9 protein-coding genes and 2 pseudogenes are annotated in these 16,348 nt (G+C 64.9%); 2 read left to right on the plus strand and 9 right to left on the minus strand.

Annotated features, from left to right (window positions below):
* Window positions 1-37 precede the first annotated feature (37 nt).
* From M6G65_RS06935 to M6G65_RS06960, 6 genes and pseudogenes are all read right to left on the minus strand, one after another.
* The gene (locus tag M6G65_RS06935) at window positions 38-4,204 is read right to left on the minus strand and encodes a peptidoglycan-binding protein (protein ID WP_250103741.1); all 4,167 of its coding nucleotides are present in this window, start codon (window positions 4,202-4,204) and stop codon (window positions 38-40) included.
* A 259-nt stretch (window positions 4,205-4,463) separates the two neighbouring features.
* Window positions 4,464-4,769, minus strand: a pseudogene (locus tag M6G65_RS06940) (methyl-accepting chemotaxis protein); the annotation flags it as partial.
* Between the two features lie 124 nt (window positions 4,770-4,893).
* Window positions 4,894-6,789, minus strand: a complete 1,896-nt coding sequence (locus M6G65_RS06945) for a hypothetical protein (protein WP_250103742.1) — start codon at window positions 6,787-6,789, stop codon at window positions 4,894-4,896.
* Window positions 6,790-6,867: 78 nt separating this feature from the next.
* Entirely contained in the window at window positions 6,868-7,167 is a 300-nt protein-coding gene (locus M6G65_RS06950) for a hypothetical protein (protein ID WP_238197286.1), read from the minus strand.
* Between the two features lie 400 nt (window positions 7,168-7,567).
* Window positions 7,568-9,229 carry a methyl-accepting chemotaxis protein gene (locus M6G65_RS06955; protein WP_238197287.1) on the minus strand — a complete coding sequence of 554 codons (1,662 nt, stop codon included), beginning with the start codon at window positions 9,227-9,229 and terminating at the stop codon, window positions 7,568-7,570.
* Between the two features lie 23 nt (window positions 9,230-9,252).
* On the minus strand, window positions 9,253-10,245 hold the full coding sequence (locus tag M6G65_RS06960) for a cytochrome-c peroxidase (RefSeq protein ID WP_238197288.1): 993 nt from the start codon (window positions 10,243-10,245) through the stop codon (window positions 9,253-9,255).
* Window positions 10,246-10,478: 233 nt separating this feature from the next.
* Here M6G65_RS06960 and M6G65_RS06965 point away from each other — a divergent pair.
* A pseudogene (locus tag M6G65_RS06965) lies at window positions 10,479-10,848 on the plus strand (helix-turn-helix domain-containing protein); the annotation flags it as partial.
* Window positions 10,849-10,908: 60 nt separating this feature from the next.
* On the opposite strand, the gene M6G65_RS06970 reads toward M6G65_RS06965, so the two are convergent.
* Window positions 10,909-11,676 (minus strand): hypothetical protein, encoded by a 768-nt coding sequence (locus M6G65_RS06970; RefSeq protein WP_250103743.1) that lies wholly within the window; start codon window positions 11,674-11,676, stop codon window positions 10,909-10,911.
* A gap of 15 nt (window positions 11,677-11,691) precedes the next feature.
* On the minus strand, window positions 11,692-14,673 hold the full coding sequence (locus tag M6G65_RS06975) for an HsdM family class I SAM-dependent methyltransferase (protein WP_238197290.1): 2,982 nt from the start codon (window positions 14,671-14,673) through the stop codon (window positions 11,692-11,694).
* 103 nt (window positions 14,674-14,776) lie between these two features.
* Between M6G65_RS06975 and M6G65_RS06980 the strand changes: the two genes are divergently transcribed.
* A complete protein-coding gene (locus M6G65_RS06980) occupies window positions 14,777-15,001 on the plus strand; it encodes a hypothetical protein (RefSeq protein WP_238197291.1) in 225 nt (74 codons plus the stop codon).
* A gap of 130 nt (window positions 15,002-15,131) precedes the next feature.
* Here the strand turns inward: M6G65_RS06980 and M6G65_RS06985 are convergent, their stop codons facing one another.
* On the minus strand, window positions 15,132-16,163 hold the full coding sequence (locus M6G65_RS06985; RefSeq protein WP_250103744.1) for a GSU2403 family nucleotidyltransferase fold protein: 1,032 nt from the start codon (window positions 16,161-16,163) through the stop codon (window positions 15,132-15,134).
* Window positions 16,164-16,348: the final 185 nt, after the last annotated feature.

Consider the following 16,348-nt stretch of genomic DNA (forward strand, 5'->3'; position numbering starts at 1 on the left):
TCAGAGGTTTCTAGGGCTGTTGCAGCCACCGCCGTGCTCACGGCACGATCCAGCGGCTGCTGAAGCGCTCCCCTAGCTTGTAGCGGGCGAGGTTAGGGCCGGCCTCGTCGCAGGACGCACCGAACGGATCACGAACCACACCGAACTCGGCGTCATTCACGAAGCCGGTTACGTAGCAGACATCCTGGTACTCACCCTTGATGCGGTTGCGCATCTTGATCCGGGTAGTCACGAAGGCCGTCTCCAGTGGGCGATCCTTGTAGAGGGCGGTCCCATAGTCGAGGATGTGCGTCTCGGCCGACATGAATTCCCAGCGATCGTCGCGCTGAGCCTGATAGTGTCTGGCGAGCCTGGGATAGTGCTCCGAGAAGGCGGCGGGCTGGACACCGGTCGCGAAGGCGCGGGCCTCCTCGCCGAACGCCTGCTCGAAGAAGCGTGCCCGTTCGCCATATTGGGCGCGCAGTGCCTGCTCCTGCGCAGCACGCCGGACACCAGCCTCGTTCGCCTTGGCCTGATCGAGCTTCCTGCGCTCTTCAAGCTCACGCTGGCGCAGGAACTGCTGTTCGGCACTCCGCGTCTTGTCCTGCTCGATCGTGTCCCGCGTCTGAGCAACCTCGGCGGGCTCGATCCAGAGCGGCAGGTAGCGGTGATTGAGACCGTCCCGGTTCATCGCCTCGTCCAGCACCGCGAGATCCGCGGAGGCAGCGTAGACTGCGCCACACTCGCCACGCTTCACCGCGATGAACGCGCCGTCGGCTGAGGTCGGCGTGAGCACCGGCGTACCGGGCAGCTCGTCCCCGACCCGGTCGTTGACGCGTGCAAGGATCGCCGCATGCGCCTCGGCATCATTCGGCGCGACCCTGCACACGACGCTGGATGCGTTCGGCACGACGACGATGCCGAAGCCGTCGCCCGTTCGGCCGTGAACGCGGGCTTCGACCTCATTCGCCTTGGCAGCCTCAGCCTGCTTGGCTGCTGCGAGAGCACCCGCCTGGACGATATCAAGCCGTGCAAACAGGTTTCCGTTGACCGCATCGGCGAGGCTGATCACCCGGTCGACGGGCTCACGTAGCAAGCGCTCGCGCTCGACGAAGATCAGGTCCTGTTTGGCCAGGTCATTTGCCCCGCAAGCCGAAAGCGGCAAATCCAGCTTGGCCCCAAGCGCCGCGCTGCGGTCGCGGATCTGGCGGTTCAGGAACACGTCAGACAGGGGCGCATGGTACAGGCAAGCCGCCGCCCGCCCGTCCTCGAAGACCAGCTCGCCACGGAGGTTGCGTACGACGGACGGAGCTTTCCCGCTGTCGTTGTACAGGATGATGAGATCGCCGCGGTCGCCATCCATGAGGAAGCGGCTTCTGGCCGTAACGGCCCGGGCGAGCCGTGCGGCCTCGTCGATGCGGGCCCGCTTGGCCGCGTAGGCGTCGGCGAGTTCCTTGAGCCGAGCATCGGGCGTCTCAGGCGCGATCGCGGCGACCTCGGCGGCGAAGCCGCTGAGGAAAGTCTGGAGATCCTGCGGAATGCCACCTCTGAGCGTGACGTCCGCCTCGGCCTGATCATGCTTGAGCCGCTCGATGAGCGCCGCTCGGCTGCGCTCAGCCTCATCGCGCCCGCGCCGGAGTTCATCCTGCTCACGCTCACGCTGTTTGGCGGCAGCTTGCTCCGCCAGAGCCGCCTGCGCCTTGGTGACCGTTTCGGGCGCAATCCAGATCGGGAGATAGCGGAAGGTGACGCCGTCCCGCGTCAGGCCCTTTACCAGCGGGACCAGATCTTTGGCTGATCCGTAGGCTGCTCCGCATTGCCCGCGCTTGATCGACAAGAATGCCCCATCGGCACTTGCGGTCACTACCGTCGTCGCGCCGCGCAGCTCGGCCTTCAGCAGCAGCTCATAGGTCTGTAGCAGCTGATCATGCAGAGCCTTGTCGCCAGCAGCGATCCTGCAGATCGTGCGAGAGCCGGCCCCGAAGGCGATCACGGCCAGACCGTCCGACGTTCCGCGCGCGACTTCGCTCTCGGCTTCGGCCGCGCGGATGCCCTCCGCTTGTCGTGCGGCCTCGATATCTGACTTTGGCACCGTGCCGCCGAGCGTGAACACGCCGGTGTCGACAGCCGACGCGATGGTGCCGAACAGACCAGCCTGCGCGCGCAAGGCTCCCCGCTCGAACACGATGAGATCGGCGCTCTGCTGCTGCACTGTGCTGCACGAGGGGAGCGCCTCCTTGACTGGCGCACCGAGGCTGCGCGCCTTCGCGACGAGTTGCTCCAACGCGACGCGATCGTTCGGTGCATCCGGCACGGCGCAGACCACCGTGCGCTCGGGATCGAAGACGAGGTTGCCGTCGAGACCTCGCACCACCGCGACCGCGCGCGGCGAGCTGTTGTAGAGCAGCAGCAGATCGCCGGCGTCGCCGTCCACGAGGAAGCGGTTCTTGTCGGTCACGGCGCGCTGAACCGCCTCGGCCTCACGGACGCGCGGCTCGATCTGCGAGAAGCGCTGCTGGATCGCCTCCGCAATCCTCGGCAGGTCTCGCGGAGCAGCGCCGTCAGTCTGCTGCAACAGCACCGCGAGCTCGGGACGGAGATCCTCCGGCACGGGGCCGCTCAGGAGGGCCTGAACACGCTTGCGCTGATCGTCGAGCTGATGCTGCGCCTGTAGCCTCGCAGCCCGGTCCCGCTCCTCGACACCGAGATCTGCGAGGTAGCCGTCGTATCGCCGCGCCAGAGCGTCGATGCGCGCAGGCAAGCTTGGATCCGTGATGAACGCGGCGCTTGGCGTCGACGACGAGCCGCGGCCGAGCTTTGCGGCCAGCCCGTTGCCGAGGAAGCCATCGCTCGGCAGACCTTCGGCTTGCGCCAAGGCCACGATAGCCTTGCGGGTCACGCCGCCATAGACGCCGTCGGCGATCGCATCGGCCGAGAGATAGCCTGCACCGCGCAGAGCCTCCTGCAGGCGGATATGCTCGTCAATCGGTCGATCAAGCTCCTGCACGGCAGAAGGCGGACCTTCGCGGCTGACGCGCGCCGCCCAGATGTCCTTCTGGCGCTGATAGGTGACGGCGATGCAGGGAACGGCTCTGGCCCGCAGCGCCGCCGTGACCTTACCGGTCTCGGGAATGCGGCAGGCATCGAGCGTGCGCTTCACGAGCTCGTTGGACTCGGCCTTAAGCTCCGCGCCGGCATCGGACTTGAGGTGTCGCAGCACGTAGAACGCCCGCGCCATTTCCAGATCGACACGCCGTAACCCGGCATCTTCACAGATGAGAATTGGCAGCGGGGTGTTCGCCTTCTCACAATCGAAAGACGGGCCGAGGTCGCGAGCCTGTGCCGGAGCCTTCGGCGACGGGGCGGGGCGTGGCGGCTCCGACAGTGCCACAGCCTCCTTCCGTAAATCGGCCAAGCGCTTGCGCAGAGCCTCTGGCGCGTCTGATTTTGTTCGCGCCTCAGCCTGGGCACGTAGGCTGCTCATCCGGTCGAGCGCGGCCATGCGCACGGTCTCAGCCTGAGACAGCGCGCTCAGCCCGCCGATCTCACGGGCAATCGCCTCGGTGTCGGGCGCTGACGGGCCAGTACGCGCCGTAAGCTGCTGATCAATCCGGCTCTGGATCCGAGAGATCTCGGCTCGGACCACTGGGGATGGATCGCGCCCATAATTTGCCAGCGTTCCTTTAAGCACTTGGAGTTGCTCGGCACGCCCCTGCGCCTCGGCTCGAGCTTGGCGCAACGCGCGCGCTTCGCCGGTCTCGACGTCGGCGACAATGATGCGCGTGCCCGAGAAGTGCAGCTCGATGGCCTCACGGGGTTCGACGGGCTGCAGGCGTCCGTCGCCATCGCGATAGGCAAATGACTGGTTGCACGTCGTCGTGAGCGACCAGCCATTCTCGTCCGAGGTCGTGCAGCTGAAGCCGCGTCGCAGGTTCGGCTCGGTGAAGCGTCGGCACTCTGTGAAGAACCCGCTCAGCCGCCCGTCGTCCGGACCGATGCCGCGCTGGATCAAACCGGCGATGTCAGCATTCCTGCGGGCGAGCGCGCGGTCGAGGCAGGAGCGATCCGCGTTCGGAAGCCGCGCCCATCCCTCGCGCGCCGCCTGAGCCTGGGCAGCGCCCAGAAGCCCGCCGAAGATGTCGAGCGGCGTGACCTGTGCCTGAACCGGCCCCGCAGAAGCGAGGGCGGCCGCTAACAGAACCCCACTCCATCCGCCCCGGAACATGGCGACACCCTACAGCTTCGTTTTGAGCTGTGTCGCCGGTTCGCAAGTCCTATTCAAGGTTGCAAAAGACACGCGGCATGGGTTTGTTGCGTCAGCCTAAGCAGTTGACCCAGGTGATCGCCATAGGGCGGCGAAGATGCCCTTCAAACCAACCCAGCTTGCCTCCCACGAGAAGCAACCCCAGCGGGCATTCGAGATTCCGCGCCTCCGTCCATTGCAATCATGCGACGATTAAGATCGGTCGTTCAAACCGACGGTTTTATGCCGCGCGCACGGTGGTGAGGAAGCGCGCGACCTCGGCTGAGAGATGCTCGAATTGCCGTGACAGTTCAGAGGCCGCGCCCCGAACCTGGCTCGCCGCTGCCCCCGTCTCCTCGGCCGTCCTCGCAGCACCGGCAATGTTGCTCGTCAACGCACTGGTGGCGTGCGCCACCTGGCTGACGTCGCTCCCGATCTCCTGCGTGGCCGCACCCAGCTGCTCGACAGCGGCAGCGATGCTCGTCGTCACGCCGCTGATCTCCTGAATGCGGCCGGTGATCGAGCCGATCGCTGACACGGCTTGCCCGCCCCCCTGAGCCGTGGCGTTGGCGAGCTTCGCGAGCGCCCGCTTAACGTGTGGGGCGGCCTCGAAGGCTTGCGCAGTGCTCACTGGCCGGACCTTCGCGACGCTCAGCACTGCCGTGTAGGAGTCAATTAGGAACGATCCAGCGAAGATTTTGCGCGTCGAGCACCGCGGCTTCGATCGCGACCGGTGTCACGCCGCGCAAGTGCCACGCGGTCGTGTCCGTGTTGGGCCGACCATCCATCGTGGTCTCGTGTGCGCGGGTGCCCGCCAGTTTCAGCACAAGCCCGTGGCTGCCGTCGGGAAGATTGATCTCGGCGAAATCGCCGGGCGGATACACCGATGCCGGCCCGGAACGGTTCTTCCAGAGGGCGACCGTACGCTGCGGAGCCGCGGTCGGGTTCCTCGCTTTAAAGGTTGCGTTGGATCGGTCAACCATGCCCGCACAGGTGATTGAGAGCACGGAGGAGCCGGGGTCGTCCGCCAGCGCCGTCGCGTAGGTTCCCGGCCACCGGAATTTGAGCTGCGGGCCGTCCATCAGCAAGGCGAACACGAGGTTCGGACCGAGCGAACGCAGCAGGGCCAAACCAGGGTCGACGCGCGCCAGATCCTCGCAGATCACGGCCGTCATCGCCGAGCCTTCCCGAAAGACGTCGAGGTGGAGGACGCGTTCCTCGACGGAGTGGTGCTCCCACCAGAGGACTTCCGGATCCAAGTCCCCTTCGATGCCGTAGCTCTCGATCTGCGTTCGGTCGATCTGCCAGCGGTGGTGCTTCCGTCGCGAGTGCGTTTCCGCGATCCTCCGACCGTCGCTTGGAGACGGCCGGAACACCGACGCGGTGACTTGGTTTCCGACGCGACCGTTGCAATCCTGGGAGACGCCCGCGACGACGAACTCGATCGACGGCCAGTTCCGACACAGGCGGCGGATCAGGGTGTCGTAGGTTTCCCAATCGAGACTGAGTTCGGGCAGCACGATCCCTTGGATTGGCCCGTCCCCGTCCGCGCGCACTTTCGCGAGCATCGCTTCGACAAAATCGGCGAAGGCCTGACGCGAGGCCGTCGTGCTCCACTCCTCGTCGTGGCCGGGCAAAGCCGACCCGTCGGGACGCAGCCAGCGTTGATCCAGTTGGAAGCGGCCCCAGCGTTGCTCGCCCGCACCGACGTCCGTCTCGCACCCGTGAAACGATCGCTCGGGAATGACGTAGGGGAACGGGATCACCAAGATGGTCAAGGCGTCGGGATTGTCGACTTCCGTGGCGTCGACAGACTGGTGCCAGTACGCGTTGGCGCGCCCGTGAGGCGGGAGCAGAGTGAGGTTGTGCGAGAACGTCCTGAGGGTGCAACCGATCTCGGTGGTGCGTCCTTTCGGGAACACGCGCGCCACATGCCGATCAACGTCCGTGCACAGGCTATCGAGGGACACATGCCGACTGTAATGATCCTGATTACCGGGGTGATCGGCACTCGGGATAGGCCGCCGTTCCGTGACGTCGGCGAGGGCGTAGCCTGCAAGCCAGTTCGCCCACTTGTCCGCCTCTCCGACCGTCGATTGGGTTGCCCGGTAGTCGTACCCGAAATCGCCGCTGGCTTCGTCGGCGATGACCAGCATCGCATGGCATGCAGACCACCATCGCGGCGACGGCGCACGGGCGCTCGGAGTGAGGACGAGTTTCTCGGCTTCACACGCGTACAGAATGTCCCAGAAAGGTTGAACTTCTTCACCGACATCCGGCCGCCTGGCCCAGCGCCGTCCGATGTCGATCCAGCGTTCCAGTTCCACCTTGAGCGGGGCCGCGGTCGGACTGTCGTACCCATATCGAGGGTCGCCTCCGCTCGCGGCTGAGTAGGGTGCGACGATGTACTGGTAGGCACCCGAAGTTTCGAGCAGGTGTGCCGCCGCGGTGAACACGTCGGCGGGAACGAACGGCCGTTGCGACCAGTCCGGCTCGGAAGCATCTTCGGAGGCAGGGTTGGTTCCGTGAGGAAACAGACGCCTCAGCTCACTTCCAACCGTCGACAACGCGCAATCCTTGCCTCAACGGCGGAGCGCACGTCGCCGAGAATGGTGTGAGAGACGGTGCGCTCGAAGTCGACGGCCTCAGCGTCCGTCTAGACCGAGCAGTTCGTTGACCGCCGCGACATCGTCGTATCCCGCCTGTCGCCAGTCGGCGTTGGAATAATGACGATCACGGGTTTCCCCCGGATAAGCGTCGCTGAGGTTGCGGCGCATGCGCTGGATCGCGCGACCGATCATACGCGCATCATTCGGGTTCGCCTGAAGGTATCGCACCATGCCAGCATCGTTATGCGACCGCGTACGCTCGCCGCCGACGAAGGCCATATCGTCGGCGCGCGTGAGGGGCTGCAGCTTGCCGGTGTTGTTGCGAAGTGCGCTCATGTGGTGTTTCCCGCTCCCACAACCAGTGAGGGGCGAATCCGTTGCAATTTCGTCTACGCGGGCGGCCGGACTCCGTCAACGGATGGGCTGTCACGCTTAAAGCCCAATGTGGGGCGATGCCCAGACATCGACCACCCTAGGGCTTTGAGGAACATGCAGCACGTGCAGAGCGGAACACGAACGCGATCAGAACGCCGCAGTGAACATTGCCCGTCTATGGTGTGAGACGCTGTGCGCGTTCAGCCATGGAAGCCCCGCCACTCAAGGCGGAGTGGTATCACAGGGTGAGCCTATAGAGCCAACTCACAGTGGCTATGATGCAGGGCAGCCCCGACGTGAAAACGCCGTGCTCGTATGGGGATCGGACCCGACACGAGCACGGCGTCTGTCGTTGAAAGTGCTAGGCCGCGCGCACGTTTGCGAGGAACAGCTGCACTTCGGCCCGCAGCACATCAGACTGATCGGCCAACGCGTCGGCAGCGGACGAGACCGACCGGGCGGCGTCGCCTGCGCCCTCGGCTGACCGGACAACCTCGGAGATGTTGACGGTCACGTGATCGGTGCCGGCCGAAGCCTGGACCATGCTGCGCATGATCTCCTGCGTGGTGGCGCTCTGCTCCTCGACCATGGCGGCGATGCTCATCGTCACCCCGTTCATCGCGTGGATCTGCGCTGCGATCTCCTGGATCGCCTGGGCGGCCCCTCCCGTGGCCCCCTGGATCGCCGAGATCTGTTGCCCAATTTCCTCAGTCGCTCTGCTGGTCTGGGCAGCCAACTCCTTGACTTCGGAGGCGACGATGGCAAAGCCCCGTCCAGCTTGCCCGGCTCGCGCCGCTTCAATCGTCGCGTTGAGTGCCAGGAGGTTCGTCTTACCGGCGATAGACGAGACCATATCGGTGACGTCGCCGATTCGGGTCGCGGCGGCGGCGAGCGCCGCCATGGTCTGCTCGGTCCGGGAAGCGGCCTGCACGGCGTAAGCCGACATCCCCGTGGCCTGCTCGACCTGACGGCCGATCTGACCGACGGTCACGCCGATCTCCTCGGCTGCGGTTGCCACAGTGCGGACGTTGTCGCTGGTCTGTCGTGCGGCCCCCGCCGCACTGGTCGAGCGCTGAGCGGTGCCCTCCACGGCCGCCGACATGGTGTCGGATGAGGCCTGCAGGCTGCCGACAGCTTGCCTGACCCGTTCGACGATGGCACCGACGGAGTGCTCGAAGCGGTCGGCGAGGTCGCGCAACATCGCGCGGCGCGCTTGCTCCTCGCGCAAGCGGCCAGCCTCCGTCGTCTCAAGTTGCCGGGCGGCCTCCTCCAGCGACATGTCGCGAACGGCCACGACCGCGCGGGCGATGTCGCCGATCTCATCGCGACGGTGCGCACCCAGGAGGCCCACGCTGGTGTCGCCCTTCGCCAAGCGCGCGGTGTCGGCGGTCAGCTGAACCAACGGCTTCGCCAAACTTCCGGCAAGCCACCACGCCGTGGTCGAGCCGAGGAGCACCACGGATCCTGCGAGCCCGAGCATCATCCAGATCTTCCAGGCCGTCGCCTCTCGGGTCGACCCGATCTGGGCCCTCGCATCCGCGGCCGCGAGCGCTACGATTTCGTTGAAGCGCTGTTGCAGGCCTCGGCTTTGCTGCGCCATCCGCTCCTGTGTCGGGATCTCCCGCGCCGGTCGTATGCCGAGCAGGACCTCCGCATCGCTGCGCCACCGGCGCGCTTCGATGTCCGTGTCACGCGACAACGCCTGCATCGGGTCAGACAGGGTGGCGCTCCTCAGACGCCCGAGCAACAGCGTCAGCTGGTCGCTCGCTGCGGTGAACTGGGCGTTGACTGGTGCCATGTCGATGAGGTCGGTCATCGCGCTCACCCGGGCGAGCAGATCTTCCGCTTGGCGAAAATGGTCTCGCGCCGCGCGACTGACCTCGTTTGCCTCGCTCGTGCGTTCGGTGAGGGTGGCGAGATCTGCAACCGCTCCGAGGCCGACCAGACCGGTCACGCCCGACAAAGCGGCCGCCACGACAAGGAAGGCGAGCAGGGGAAGAAGGATTTTAAAGCGGATCGACATGGTACGGGGTCCCCTTGTCAGCGTCAGTTCGGCAGGTTCGGCAGGGCGATCCGCGTCTGCTCGGCTGTCAGGGTGTGCAGGAAGGCGATCAGGTCTGCGCGCTCGCCGTCGCTGAGGCTGAGCGGCTTCATCAAAGGCGACCTAGACGGCCGCGGCAGGCCCCCGCTCTCGTAGAAGGCGATGATCGCCTCAAGGTCGGCGAACTGACCGGCGTGGCCGAACGGCGCGCGGTAAGTCAGGTTGCGCAGCCCCGGCGTCTTGAAAGCGAACTGGGCGAACGGATCATCGGGGCTGAAGGCCGCACGGCCGATGTCTTTGGTCGGGATGCCGATGTCGTGGAACTGGTTGTCGGTGAAGTTCCAGCCCGTGTGACAGCCCGCGCATCCAGCCTTGCCGTTGAATACACTGAAGCCGCGCTGCGCTGCAGGCGAGATCGCCGCCTCATCGCCCTCGATCCAGCGGTCGAAGGGCGCGGTTCCGGCGACAATCGAGCGTTCGTAGGTGGCGATCGCCGTCAGGATGTTGTCCTGCGTGACGCCGTCTTTGGGGAATAGCTTCCCGAACCAGGCTTTGTACTCAGGGATTTTCCCAAGCCGGGCGATGATCTGCGGGAACTTGCCGTCCATCTCACCTTCGGCGGTGATCGGCCCCATCGCCTGCATCTCGAGGTTCGGCGCGCGCCCGTCCCAGAACAGGGTGGGGATCCAAGCCGCGTTCAGCACGGTCGGAGCCTTGCGCGGCAGCGGCTTGTTGGTCGCGCCAATCGCGCCTGCGACGGGGACTTCGAATCCGAAGGACGGGTTGTGGCAGCTTGCGCAGCTGAGGTTCTGCTTACCGCTCAGCCGCGGGTCGAAGAACAACATCTTGCCGAGGGTCGCCATCTGCGGAGAATACGGTGCCTCCTCGGGGAAAGGGATGAGATCAGGCCGTTTGTAACTTGCTTTGAGCTGCTGAACGTCCTGGGCGTGTGCAGCCGTGCTTCCAAGCAGCAAGGTTGCTGCGAGCGCGAAAGCCATCTTCCGGACGGGGAGCATGGGAAAAAACTCTGTGTTGGTCCATCTCAAAATGTGCGCTATCAAACCTAATTATAGGTTAATTGTCGACAAAAGCCCATGAGTTACAATTAGGCGTCGCGAACTCCAGCCCGACAATTGATGAATTCTGAGACAGCTAAGTGGATTAAAAGATTACTAATGCAGTAGCGCGGGCGGAGGCTTCACGCCCGCGGTGAGGCGTGCGTGTCTAGGCGATGACTCAGACGGTGTGCGTGCGACCCGAGGCGGCCGGTATGCCCAAGCTAGCTGCGATCGCTGGCGACCGATCTCGACCGCTCAAGCACATCCAGCGCGCCCGCATCGTTCTATTCTCGGCCGAGCGCCTGAGCGTGCAGGATGCCGACCAAGCGGGCAAGGCATCAGCCGCCCGGCCGTGTGGCGCTGGCACCGGCGCTACGGCGAGGTGGGTATCGAGAAGGTCTGCTGCGCGACAAGACGCGCCCACCCGGCACGCCGCCCCACTCGACCGAGACGATTGCCGAGGTGTTGGCGCTGACCTGCTCGGAACCGCCGGGTGACGTCACGGACTGGACCAGCCGTGCCGTGGCCAGGGTCGCCGGGATCGGACCTGAACGTGGTCGGCGACGAAGCACGGGACCACGACTGTGCCGGCGAAGATCAGAATCAGGCGTCGTTCGGCTCGGATTGCCGAGGATCGGTGGGGTTCCTCAGCGAGGGCCGTGCTTCGATTGCTGTCACAAGATGCAGCACAGCGACGTTGACCGTGCGTGTTTTGCCCTTCTCGGCGATGTCGAACCGATGCGTGGACGTGGTCATCGAACGCTGTCCGACAGTCGTCTGTAGGATGCGCTCGGCTCCGAGCTGGGTGAGCAGGTCTACCCGAACCCGATCTTCCCAAACCGAGGCCTCCTCCTTCACGATGTAGGCGAGCATGCCGCCATAGACCTCGAGCGTGTAGGGGTTTCCGGGATCCTCGAAGCGCAGCAGCCCGCGACCGGAAAGATACTCCGACCTGATGTCTCCGTATTCGATCAGGGTCTTGGCCTCGATGCGCAGGTCGAACACCTCGGCAGCCCGCAGGACGATGGCGATGTCGGTCGGCTTGGTCTTCTTGCCGATAGCCGGATCGCGCGGCCGGCGTTCCTCAAGGCTGAAGTGAAATTGTCTGAGATCGTCCTCGTCAGGCGGGGTGCCGGAGATCACTTGGTCCGACTGGATCCGACTGAACAGGACTTTCAGGGCTCCGCTCACTGCCGTCTCCTCGGGCACGAGGACGTTCTCGACGCCGCCGATCGTCTTGGGCTTGCGCCACCAGTCGTCCGCGGCCTCGAATTCAGCTTGCACCTCAGGGTCACCGAGGTGCTCCGAGGCCCTTCGCAAGCCCCACAGGGCTTTCTCGAGGAAACTCGGCCAGGTCGTCGTCTGCGTCATGCTTGGGTCTGCAGCTTAGCGAAGCTCGACGGGGACTGCTGAGATCCGACGGATGACAACCTGTGCGTCGGCGACCGCCTGCTCGATGGTCCAGGCGTGCCGGCCTGTGCTTTTCCAGATGACGATTTGCTCGTCATCGAGGTAAGTCTCGATGACGGAAGTACCAAGGAACAGGCTCTTCGGCGGCGTCCGTGGTATTGGATCGCCACCATCGAGCAAGATATGGATTGCGTCCGGCGCGTCATGGCCCGGTGTTTTGGAGGACTTGATTTGCATCGGTGTGCCGCGCGGGAGAGCGGAGGCGACCTCGGCCTTAACCCGTTCCAGATAGTCTTCGACCTCTGAGGTCTTTGCGGTCATGTAGCTTGTTTTCGGGATGCGGGCGTTGCCGAATTGCCTCCGGAAATCCCGGAAGTCTCGATAGGCTCTCCGAAACTCGTCGCCGGCGTTCATCGCGTCGAGGATCGCATCATCGACGTCCGATCGAGCGGCAAGGGCCAGGAAGACGGGATCGTCCACCGAGCTATAAGGGCAGGGGACAGACAGGAGTTCCTCGCGCTCGAAGCGGGCGCTGTCGGCGAGCTGGCCTGAACCGTACAGGGCGGCGAAGTAGCGTAAGATCGGCGCGTTCAGGTACTGGATGAGGGCGTTGACGACCTTATCCCGCAGTGTCAATCCGACGTCGGTCTCGGGATCGTAGCGTCCTGCACGCTGCTGTGCCTCGGGCAGGATCGCATTGAACGACGATGAGTAGGCGTGCGGGTCACGCAGGTAGAAGGCCTCGGCCATGCTGCGGGGGACCAGGATCACGTTCCCTGAGAACCGGGCCCGGTAATCCGGATTGGCCTGTTCCAGGGCGTACGGCGTGATCGGCATCAGCTTGACGTCTTTATCTGCACCGTTGGGCCGACGCGAGACGCCGCTATTGGTGGGGCTGGCCCCGCGCGTCATGGCGAGCCTTGAGCGGGTCAGGAAATCACCGAACGTCCGCGACCGCGCACGGGTCCACGTCACGAGCGCGCCGCGCATACGGCGGTCGAGCGCCCGCAGCATGGTCTGTTCGTACCAGCCGCTCGGTCCCGACTGGAGATCTTCGGCGCGAACATACTGCATGTCTGCCTGAGCGAGAAACAGCGCCCAGATATCCCGTTTCTTGCCAAGCGGGAGGGACGTGAGAAGCGGCCGATAGATCGCGACACGATCCGTGCGCTCTGGCGGCCGATTTCTCAGGACGGCGATCATGGCTGGAGCTTGAGCGCCATCGAACAGCTTGCGACGCAGATGAGACAGGTTGCCGATGAAGACCGGCGTCATCGCACGCGCGACGGCGTGAGCGAACCGTCCGGATTTCAGTCCGACCAGTGAGCGCGTGGGCAGCACGAGCGCGATAACCCCGTCGTGTTCGGCCAAGTGCTTCTTGGCGAGCCACACGAACAGGTCCGACATCCGCCCCTGCGCCACGGGCTCTTCGTCTGTGTCGAGACCTTCGGAGAAGTGCGCGGTGGCGGCCTCCTCGCGCTGATTGATCCGGACGTTGGCGCGATCCTTTTGGCCGCCCTTCTGAGACCATGGAGGGTTGCCGATGACGTGCGTGTAGCGCTTTCGATCGACGGCGAGCAGATCGGGCGTCAGGTCGAAGGCGTTCGTACAAAGGATATTCTTGGTGAGATCGGGAAGAAACTTCACGTCCCCTGCAGCGGCGACGAGGTTCTCGATCTGAGCGTTTCCGACGTAGTCGAGGAGCGTCAGGTACAGGCTGAAACGGCAGACATTCGTCGCCTGGGCCTGTTTCTCGGCACCGAAGATGCAGCGCGTCAGGAGATCGTGCGCGCGGTAGATGTGTTCTTGAGACCACCCGCCCTCGGGCGTCGCCCGCTCCATGATCCGGCGGAATGCACCGACCAGGAACACGCCGGACCCGGCCGCCGGATCGATGATCCGAGAGGTGACCGTGAGCGGTGCGGCCTCTTCCATGAGGTCCAGGACGTGATCGGCAAGGTGCGGCGGCGTGTAGAACACACCATCGTCGGCCTTGTCGTTGCCGTCCTCGATCGCGACGAACCGCTCGTAGATCGCGGAGATCGTCTCGGTCCTCAGGACCCTGTAGGAGACGTCGAAGAAGTCGAGTTGCTGTCCCCCGATGGCCTCGACGGTCGTGCCGGCCCTTAGGACGGTGTGGATCAACCGGCAGACCTCGTCCGTCAGCAGCGCGCGCTGGTCCTCAGTGATGGGGAAGACCGAGCCGTTGATCTCGCCGTCGACCGCGTCGAGGGCTTCAAACGCGTCCTGGGCCGTCCACGCGCCCTGCTTTCCATCCGCGCAGACCGCGCTCGCGAACAGGGCGGCTCCTTCGCGGTTGGTCCCAACCTCGCGTAACCATGCCTCGTGGAGGATCCCGCGGTCGATCAGGACGTAGAGGTAGAGGAACCGTCCGATCGCGGCGTTGACGAGGTTCCGCTCGTCCTTGAGCGAGGGGTTCAGGTTCCGAGCGGCGCGGTTGAGCGCCTCGATCGCGTCCACGAGGCGGTTGTCGACGCTCGACTTCAACGCGACGTCGAAGTTCTGCCACGCGATGGAGGATCGCAGACGCGCCGCGGACAGATCGAGGAGCGGCTTCGGCAAGGGGCCGTCATCTTTGAGGACGACGGCTTTCTCGGAGGGCGGCTCGAAGCCGGAACAGATCGTCAGCGTGCCCGGCGAGACGATGATCAGAAACGGGACGACGCCCTGGGTCCAGACTTCCCTGCGGATCCGGCGCACCTGATCGGCATCGGCGGCCGCCGCAAGGTAGACGACCGGGCGCGCTGCGCTCGCCTCGAGGGAACCGGCCAGACCGAACACAGCGGCGATGCCGATCGTCCTGATCGCTTCCCGCACGACATATGAGCGCTGCCCGTCCGCACCTAGGGTGTCGGCGGTGACGAAGGTCTCGCTCTCGGTGTAGCCGAGCTGCTCGCAGATCTCGTTCAGCCGCTGACTTAGGGCGTCGTCGCGCACGGGCGTTTCCGGTTGGGACCGGCGGCCCCATGATCCCGAGATGCTACCGATAAACAGCGGGCGCGACAATCCTAAACCATTGGCGTACAAAGACAAATTGTGGATGGAGAAAAAGCTCAGCGCGCTCAGCGGCTTAGCCGCCATCAGGGCGGCAATTTATGCCAGGATCTGCCATCGCGAGAGCGGCGAAGCCGATGTGAAGACCGTCTCGCCAGCGTGGATGGCGCTCGGTGAGGGCCGGGCGAGCAGGAGCGACCGCATCAGCCTGAGGACGGTGTATGCAAAACTCGGCTTTGCATACACTTGGCCGGACCAACTACGCGCGTGAGCGGATCTAGTTTCAGAACTGTCGGTTCTGTCACGTCGCTGGGTGCAATTGGGTACGACGAAGCGGCTCCGAATGGCTTGTGGCCTCGGTGCTGCTGCTGACAATAGGGACAGAAGCGACAGAAGCCCGGTCACAGGGTCCTACCGACCTGTCGTATCTGAAAGCAGCCCTCCAGAATGGTTCGCGCAGCGGCGGGCAAGTGTTGGATCTCGTTCTGGAGCTCGGCCCGGCAAGCCTCGCGCAACCCTTTTGCGAGGAGGTGGCTTCGTCCGGCGATGCTCACGGCTTTGACGAGCTCGGCTGCCCGGGCAAGCGCTCGGTTCGTATCGCCGGTGGCGATGGTCCGCTGTCCCTGCCCAATCAGGGTGCGAATAAGCCAACACTCCGGCGCTGGGACGGTCACCGGGATGCCTGGACCGAACAGAACGACGGCGCTGACTGCCGCTTTGAAGAGGATAGGCTCTGCGTTGACGGTGCTGACATCGACCCGGACGCGGTCTGCATTCTGAAAGCACGTCGTACGGGTCGGGTCAGCCGAACAGGTCCAGGGCGCGAAGCTCGGATCGACGCCGCATAGCGCTGCATGAATCTTAGCCGTCTGATCAACCGCGCGCAGGGCGACCTGGATCGAGCGCGTTTCCGCGTCGCCGACGGGCTTGCTCAAGGCTGTCGACAGTCGGACCCCAAGGATGCCGCCGTAAGTCTGATACGCGGCCGCGCCGAGCAGAACAGCCGCGTCGGGGAATAGGCCTGCGCGGGCCAGCGCCTCAACCAGCTGTCCTGTCATCCGGTCGGGTCGCGGCATCCCGGCTTCGATCAGGGCGCGAACGGTCGTGGCGCGCTCGGCGCGGACTGCCTTGACCCGTGAGAACCGCGCGATCCGTGACGCGACCGCTGGATCATCAGCGCGCCCAAGGTAGCGGGCGTAGCGCTGTCCTCGATCCCTCCCGCCGAAGACCCTGCGATAGCCTTGGTAGTAGGCGTGTTGGGCGGGGCCGCCCATGCGGCCGGGCCGCATCAGTATGCTGCCGTTCTCGGCAAAATCCGTATCAAACAGGTCGCCGATCCCCTGTTCGAGGAGATCGGCGTACAGCGTGTGCTGGGCGAGCGAGAGCGGTCGTGGCATCGCGGACGGCACTGTATGCAAGTCGCAGATTTGCATACAACGGTCTCGTGCAACGTGTGTGCCTGGCGCGATGTCGGGGTGGGATCTGGCCGCTCGTGCAGAAGCCGGTGAACAGTTCGGCGACCCACAATTGCGGGATCGTGCCTGCCTCGCCCGCGATCCGGGGCTCGGATCTACGGCGGTGGCTGCACGGGGCACACGGGGCTTGGCCGCCTCCGGGT

Origin of the sequence: Methylobacterium tardum (assembly GCF_023546765.1) — a bacterium.
In the GTDB taxonomy this organism is placed as follows: Bacteria; Pseudomonadota; Alphaproteobacteria; order Rhizobiales; family Beijerinckiaceae; genus Methylobacterium; species Methylobacterium tardum.

Coding starts and splice junctions, on each gene's coding strand:
- M6G65_RS06935 (WP_250103741.1), bottom strand. CDS start 4,204: ATGTTCCGGGGCGGATGGAGTGGGGTTCTGTTAGCGGCCGCCCTCGCT.
- M6G65_RS06950 (WP_238197286.1), bottom strand. CDS start 7,167: ATGAGCGCACTTCGCAACAACACCGGCAAGCTGCAGCCCCTCACGCGC.
- M6G65_RS06955 (WP_238197287.1), bottom strand. CDS start 9,229: ATGTCGATCCGCTTTAAAATCCTTCTTCCCCTGCTCGCCTTCCTTGTC.
- M6G65_RS06960 (WP_238197288.1), bottom strand. CDS start 10,245: ATGGCTTTCGCGCTCGCAGCAACCTTGCTGCTTGGAAGCACGGCTGCA.
- M6G65_RS06970 (WP_250103743.1), bottom strand. CDS start 11,676: ATGACGCAGACGACGACCTGGCCGAGTTTCCTCGAGAAAGCCCTGTGG.
- M6G65_RS06980 (WP_238197291.1), top strand. CDS start 14,777: ATGGAGAAAAAGCTCAGCGCGCTCAGCGGCTTAGCCGCCATCAGGGCG.
- M6G65_RS06985 (WP_250103744.1), bottom strand. CDS start 16,163: ATGCAAATCTGCGACTTGCATACAGTGCCGTCCGCGATGCCACGACCG.